This window comes from Protofrankia sp. CiP3 (assembly GCF_917627345.1).
Taxonomy (GTDB): Bacteria; Actinomycetota; Actinomycetes; order Frankiales; family Frankiaceae; genus Protofrankia.
The window spans coordinates 1-5,519 of record NZ_CAKJTM010000087.1 but is presented as its reverse complement, the minus strand read 5'-3'; the positions used below and the strand labels follow the sequence as shown (position 1 = coordinate 5,519).

General features: G+C 62.9%; 4 protein-coding genes and 1 pseudogene. All 5 read left to right on the top strand.

Annotation, left to right across the window (positions count from 1 at the left end):
- Positions 1 to 1,124: pseudogene (locus MJ797_RS21130) on the top strand (hypothetical protein); the annotation flags it as partial.
- Positions 1,125 to 1,605: 481 nt separating this feature from the next.
- A complete protein-coding gene (locus MJ797_RS21125; protein ID WP_239339816.1) occupies positions 1,606 to 1,896 on the top strand; it encodes a hypothetical protein in 291 nt (96 codons plus the stop codon).
- 410 nt (positions 1,897 to 2,306) lie between these two features.
- Positions 2,307 to 2,591: a hypothetical protein gene (locus MJ797_RS21120; RefSeq protein ID WP_239339807.1), complete on the top strand. Its 285-nt coding sequence runs from the start codon at positions 2,307 to 2,309 to the stop codon at positions 2,589 to 2,591.
- 1 nt (position 2,592) lies between these two features.
- Positions 2,593 to 2,841 carry a WhiB family transcriptional regulator gene (locus MJ797_RS21115; protein WP_239311128.1) on the top strand — a complete coding sequence of 83 codons (249 nt, stop codon included), beginning with the start codon at positions 2,593 to 2,595 and terminating at the stop codon, positions 2,839 to 2,841.
- Between the two features lie 364 nt (positions 2,842 to 3,205).
- Positions 3,206 to 4,135, top strand: coding sequence for a CHRD domain-containing protein (locus MJ797_RS21110; RefSeq protein ID WP_239339805.1), 930 nt, complete (start codon positions 3,206 to 3,208; stop codon positions 4,133 to 4,135).
- Positions 4,136 to 5,519 lie beyond the last annotated feature (1,384 nt).

The following is a 5,519-nucleotide window of genomic DNA, read 5'->3' as shown; positions in this document are numbered from 1 at the left end:
TCCCGGTTGCCATTGCGGATCATGGCGATCCGGTAACGATGTCGGTGCGGCCGGTTGAGGTCGTTGCGCTGGCGGACAGACCGCCATGGGAGGAAGTGCCTGGTTGTACGGATGCGGGGGAGCAACCGGCCGAACCGTCGTCAGGTCCGGTGTTGACTCAGCATGCTGTCCCACTGGCATGCCCACCGTCCGCTGAGATGACCGAGGGTGATGCCTGGCCGGTAGACCTTGGTGGGCCGGTGCCGGATCAGGTCGACCTCGTGAGTGCGGACAGCATGTCTCCGCAGCCGGTCGGGGTCCCAGCCTCGTCGACCGCGGGGCGTGACGTCACGACGGATTCGTCCACCGGGCATCCCGCGATCCTGTCCCCGCGTGAGTCGGCTGACCTCATCCGGCGCCGGCACGGGGAGCATGTCCGTGCGATCGCCAGGCTCTTGGCCCAGCAGCCTGGGCTGCGGGCGTCGGCAGGCGGCCCGTCCACAACCGATTTGATCACTGGACTTGTTGCGTTGCGCGTATACCTGGCCGGTGACGAACCCGATATCGACGGGATCCTGCGGTCGGGCGTGAATCTGGAAAGTAGTTCGATCGCGGCCTTTGCCGCGGACGGTCTGCGGCGGTTGCCCACGCTACGCGGTCCGGTGTATCGAGGCGTGTCACCTGGCGCAGTCGCCATCGCCCGTTGCCAACCCGGCGCGCTCCTTGAGGAACCTGCGTTTGTGCAGGCAACCACGTCGGAATCCGCTGTTTTCGGAACTGAGGTGGAATATGTGATTTGGTCTCATACCGGGCGACGGACCACGATGCTGGAGCTGGGCGCCGAACGCGCTGACGTCGTTTTTGTGCCGGGCACTCGGTTCGTCGTGGTAGCTGCTGGTGATCTGTCCGAGCCGGCAGGTACCGCTGGTCCCTCCGTGGCACGGATCCTGCTTGCCGAGGTGGCGCCCGGTCATACCGGGCCACTGGCCGCGGGTGAGGTGCGCGAGCGCCTCGAGCGGTTTGCCCTGATGCGGGATGCCGGCCAGCTGGGATCCACGGCTGTCAGCATGCATGCTGATTGTCCCCAGATGTTTGTCCTGGGAGGCCCGGTAACCGAGCAGCTGCCCGACGAGCACCAGGTGTAGCGGCCGATTTTTCTCGATTGTTGATGTTGGTTTAGCGGGAATTAATGAATTTTCTCATCGTGCGAAGACAAAATATACGGCAGCCGGTTAATCGGGTCGACTGGCCGCCCCCTACAGCGCCGCCGCGATGCGCGGCGGGAAAAAACAAGAGGCCAGTGGGGGCGACAATGGAAGTACTGGCGCTCTCGGGCAGGTCGGGAAGAGCGGGCACTGACGCTTCCGGCTGTGACGCTGCCGTTATCGGTGGTGTTGCTGGCCGGTCGCCAAGCGTGCTTCACCATGCCGACGTTCGCGGTGTTCCGCGCTCCGGCCGGCGTAATACGGAGCCCAGCCAGCCGACGCCATGGTGCGTCGGATGTTCCTCGGCGTGTGTTGACGGCCAGGAGCGGGACTGTCATGAGTCTGGTAGGCGACTGGGCGCGTCGTTTCTTCGCGGCTACCCGGCTGGTACAATGCGAAGATCGATTTTTCGGCCGTCGACATGATCGGCGAGCCGTGGTTATTGATCACCGCTGAATATCAGGCCACACGCTCGAAGCGGCCGGCCCTGGCGGAAATTCATTCCGGCCACCTGTCCCAGGGCGCCGACGCGGCGCCAGGGCGAAAGCGGGGAAGGCCGATCATCATCCACGATTTCCTTATGGAGACCTCCGTTTGGAGCTACCTGGCACCGTCTGCTCTGGTGCATTCTCCAAACCCCATCAACTACGCTGTGACGGCCCTCACCGAAGAAGCAACGACGCTGATTCCGGGAGTATATGAGCTTGTTTGAACACGACGCACATTGTTGATCTTGATTGCGTGCTGGATTTTCGATCTTCGCGGGTGGTGCCCTTGGCAACGGGAAAACACATCTGAGCTGGGATGATAAAGGTAGCTGAAGTGCTTGATATGCCCGGAATCAAGAGGTAATTTTCCATCCTATGGGGGTCGTGCGGTCCAGTGGCTGAGGCCGGGCGGCGGGGATGTGATGGCATCGTCCACTGTGCCGGGCCGGTGAAGCTGCTGCTCGCCCGGCGCGAGGGGCGGGGCCTCCAGCCATCGTCGAATCTCGGAGCAAATATCAAAAACAAGCGGGAAGATCAGAAAATTCGCAATCATAGCATGAATATTCGCAACCGCAGGGGAGCATGAGTCATGGCAAGGTATGCCCGTTTATCGGCTGAGGCCGGCAACAGCCCCATGAAAATCCATGTCGACAGCGCTCGGAGTGGAACGACGGATCCACCGCTGGACGCGTTGTCCGGGGCGCCGAAGATGTCGCCTCGGCTCGTCGTGCCACGGGAGGCCCCGTTCTACGCGCCGGTCATGGCGGTCAGCGGCGCTACGCCGTACGCCATGGAGGAGATTGCTTGCGACATCAATAAGAGATTAGTCACATTATACGCGTCGCTGCGGCTGATCGCCGTCGCCGAACAGAGCGCATCCGTTCACGACGCCATACACGGCCTGGGTGAGGTGGCTTGACATGGATTGGCGCCACAGTGCCCTGTGCCGTGACGAGGACCTCGAGATTTTTTTCCCGATTGGCACGACCGGCCTGGCGGAACAGCAGATCAAACAGGCTAAGGCCGTCTGCCGCCGCTGCGCCATCACGAACGACTGCCTGAGCTGGGCTTTGGAGACCGGGCAGGTCGCCGGTGTCTGGGGCGGTCTCACCGAGGAGGAACGCCGGACCCTCAAGCGTCAGGCCCGGTCGCAGGTAAGGCTGTCGTAACTCCGCCGACGGCCCTCTGCCCGCGGGATTGGCGGATCCGGAAAGGCTTTGCCGGGGTCCGCTGGCCTGGTGCGGATGTCACGGGTCTTCCGATCGGGCGCTGATCGTGGCGGAGGCCACCCAGCCTGTTCCGGGTGGTCTCCGCTGCCGTGCGGTGATGCGTCTGTACCTCGTCGACGACGAGGCCCATCAAGGGTTGTTGCTGCCCCGCGGCCTGCTGGCGGGGGAGCCCCGAGCCCTCTCACGTCTTGCCCTGTCGGCAAGTCGCCAGCCGTGAACCCTCTGGCCCGGCTATGCCGTGTGTCCCACAGGCGTGTCGATGAACCCGCTACGGTCAGCAACTTGACGAAAGGAATGTGGAACGTTGCGAAAGCGCATCCTCACAATATTATCAGCGGGGCTGGCCCTGAGCCTGCTGGGCGCGGCGCCTGCGCTTGCTCATGACCACGGGGCGCCCGCGCCTGTGCCCACCCACCAGCTCTCACCCGTCGACCGCACTCCGCTGTTCCTGATGGCGGAACTCGCCGGCAACCAGGAGGTGCCCGTTCCGGGCGGCCCGGCCGTTGGAGACCCGGACGGCCGGGCTACGGCGCAGGTCCTGGTGCTCGGGAACAGGGCCACGTTTGCGTTCCGCTGGAGCGGCATCTCCGCGCCCACCCTAGGGCACATCCACGCGGGTGGGAAAGGCGTGAACGGCCCGGTCAAGGTGGGCCTGTTCGCTGAGAAGGGGATGCCTGACACTGTCACAGCGGCGGCAGGCGCGGTGACAGTCACCGACCCGGCGATCGTCACCGCCATCCGGAGCAACCCGACTGGCTTCTACCTGAACCTGCACACCAGTGAGTTCCCCGGTGGGGCTGTTCGCGGGCAGCTGGCACCCGCCGGACACCGCCTTTCCCCCCTCGACCTGGTCGACCACGGGCCGCTGCACGCCTTCCTGTCTGGGGACCAGGAGGTACCGGTCGCAGGCGGACCGGCGGTGGGGGATCCGCACAGTCTTGCCATCGCGCTCATCCGCCCTGACGGGAACCGCGTCGGCTACTCGTTGGCGTGGACCGGGGTGGCGCCCACTCTCGGCCACATTCACCAGGGCACGTTTGGTGTCAACGGGCCAGTGGCGGTGCCGTTATTCACCGCTCCGGTTCCGAGCGGCATTTTCGCGGTGTCCGGCACGGTTTCCAGCCTTGATCCGGAACTGGTGAACAGGATTCGGAGCAAGCCCACCGGCTTTTATGTCAACCTGCACACCGCCATGTTCCCAGGTGGTGCCGTGCGGGGCCAGCTTTTCTCCTGACCAGACGCGTGAACCACGCCCTGGCTCGTCGGTCGTCACCCAACACTTCCGGTTGCTCCTTCCGCCGCCTCGCGTCGCACGCGCCACAATCCCGCTCCTTGATTCGTATCCCTCGGGCCAGGCGCTCTCCGTAACAACCGGGAGGACCCGGCAAGAACCGAGACGATGCCATTCCCGCACGGCCAAGAGGTGCGGTTGGCGGACCACGGTCAAGACGCCTCAGCCAACGTACAGCCGATCCCGCCGGCGGCCCGCATCATTGGGATGCCAGCGTTGAATCTTATGATCATATTCCGATCAGACAGGTCCGGACCGAGTACGCTGAGGAGACAAATGCCACAAGATTACTATGGTGCTCCGTAGCCACGAATTCACGGTAGCAACGGATATCCGCGGTACGTGGCCAGTTTCAGCGGCTCCACGATTTTTCGCGGCAAATTTGTTCATCGTGCTCAGCGGCATGTGATGCCCTCCAGGTGGCAGCGAGTTGTGGCTGAGACGGTTACGAACAAGTAGCAGTCCTGATGAAGTAATCATATGCGTACCCAAAACTTGATCGCCTGTTTGGCTGGGAGTTTTCGGGTAGGCTGGTTTTCTTGGATGACCACATGTTATCATCCAACTTAATCAAGTTTCATGGTTAATTGCACTCATAGCGAGCTGTTTTGAGTGTCGACGGAGAGGGCGGCTGGACATCGTGGTCGCCGATATGAATGCACCTGTCTCGTCCTCGTGAACCCGGTCTGGCCGCAAAGCTCTCGTCGGGGCAAAGGCCAAATGTGGTGGGCCGGGCGCATGGTCGTCCAGGGCGAATCCTATTTTTGATGTTGAAAAGGCGGTTGTGCTCCGGACCGGGTCTGGTAGCTCACTGTGGAGAGTTTGACCTGGTCAGCCGGTCAGTCGGTGATGAGCCATTGAATTTCTCGTGCAAGTCGCGCCGCAGGGTGGTTTCCTACTGGTCAGTAGGTCTGTGCGGACCGGGCCGGGCGCGGTCCGACGGTGTAGCGGAAGGGGCCAGGATGCTTGACGACTGTGCCGATGCTGCACCGGCGCTGGTGCGCCATCGCTCAGCGAGGCGGGGCCGCGGTTCTGGCAGCAGGTGATCGGCCGGCAGGAGAAGAACGAGGTAGTCGATTTCCAGCTGCGGGATCGCGGCTGTGGGCGAGATTCTTGCCAAGCTCTGACTCGTCCAGATCAACATCAAAAATGATCGACAATAACGCAGGTAACGACAGAAAAATTGCGAGACGCCAGGAGGCCGTGGTGGATGACGCCGGTGAACGGTTGTGACCGGGAGGCGGCTCGTCCCGGTGCCGGAGACACGCCGACCGCTAGTGTCTGTTGATGGGCCTGAGTTGGACGAGACAGCGTGGATACAGATGTC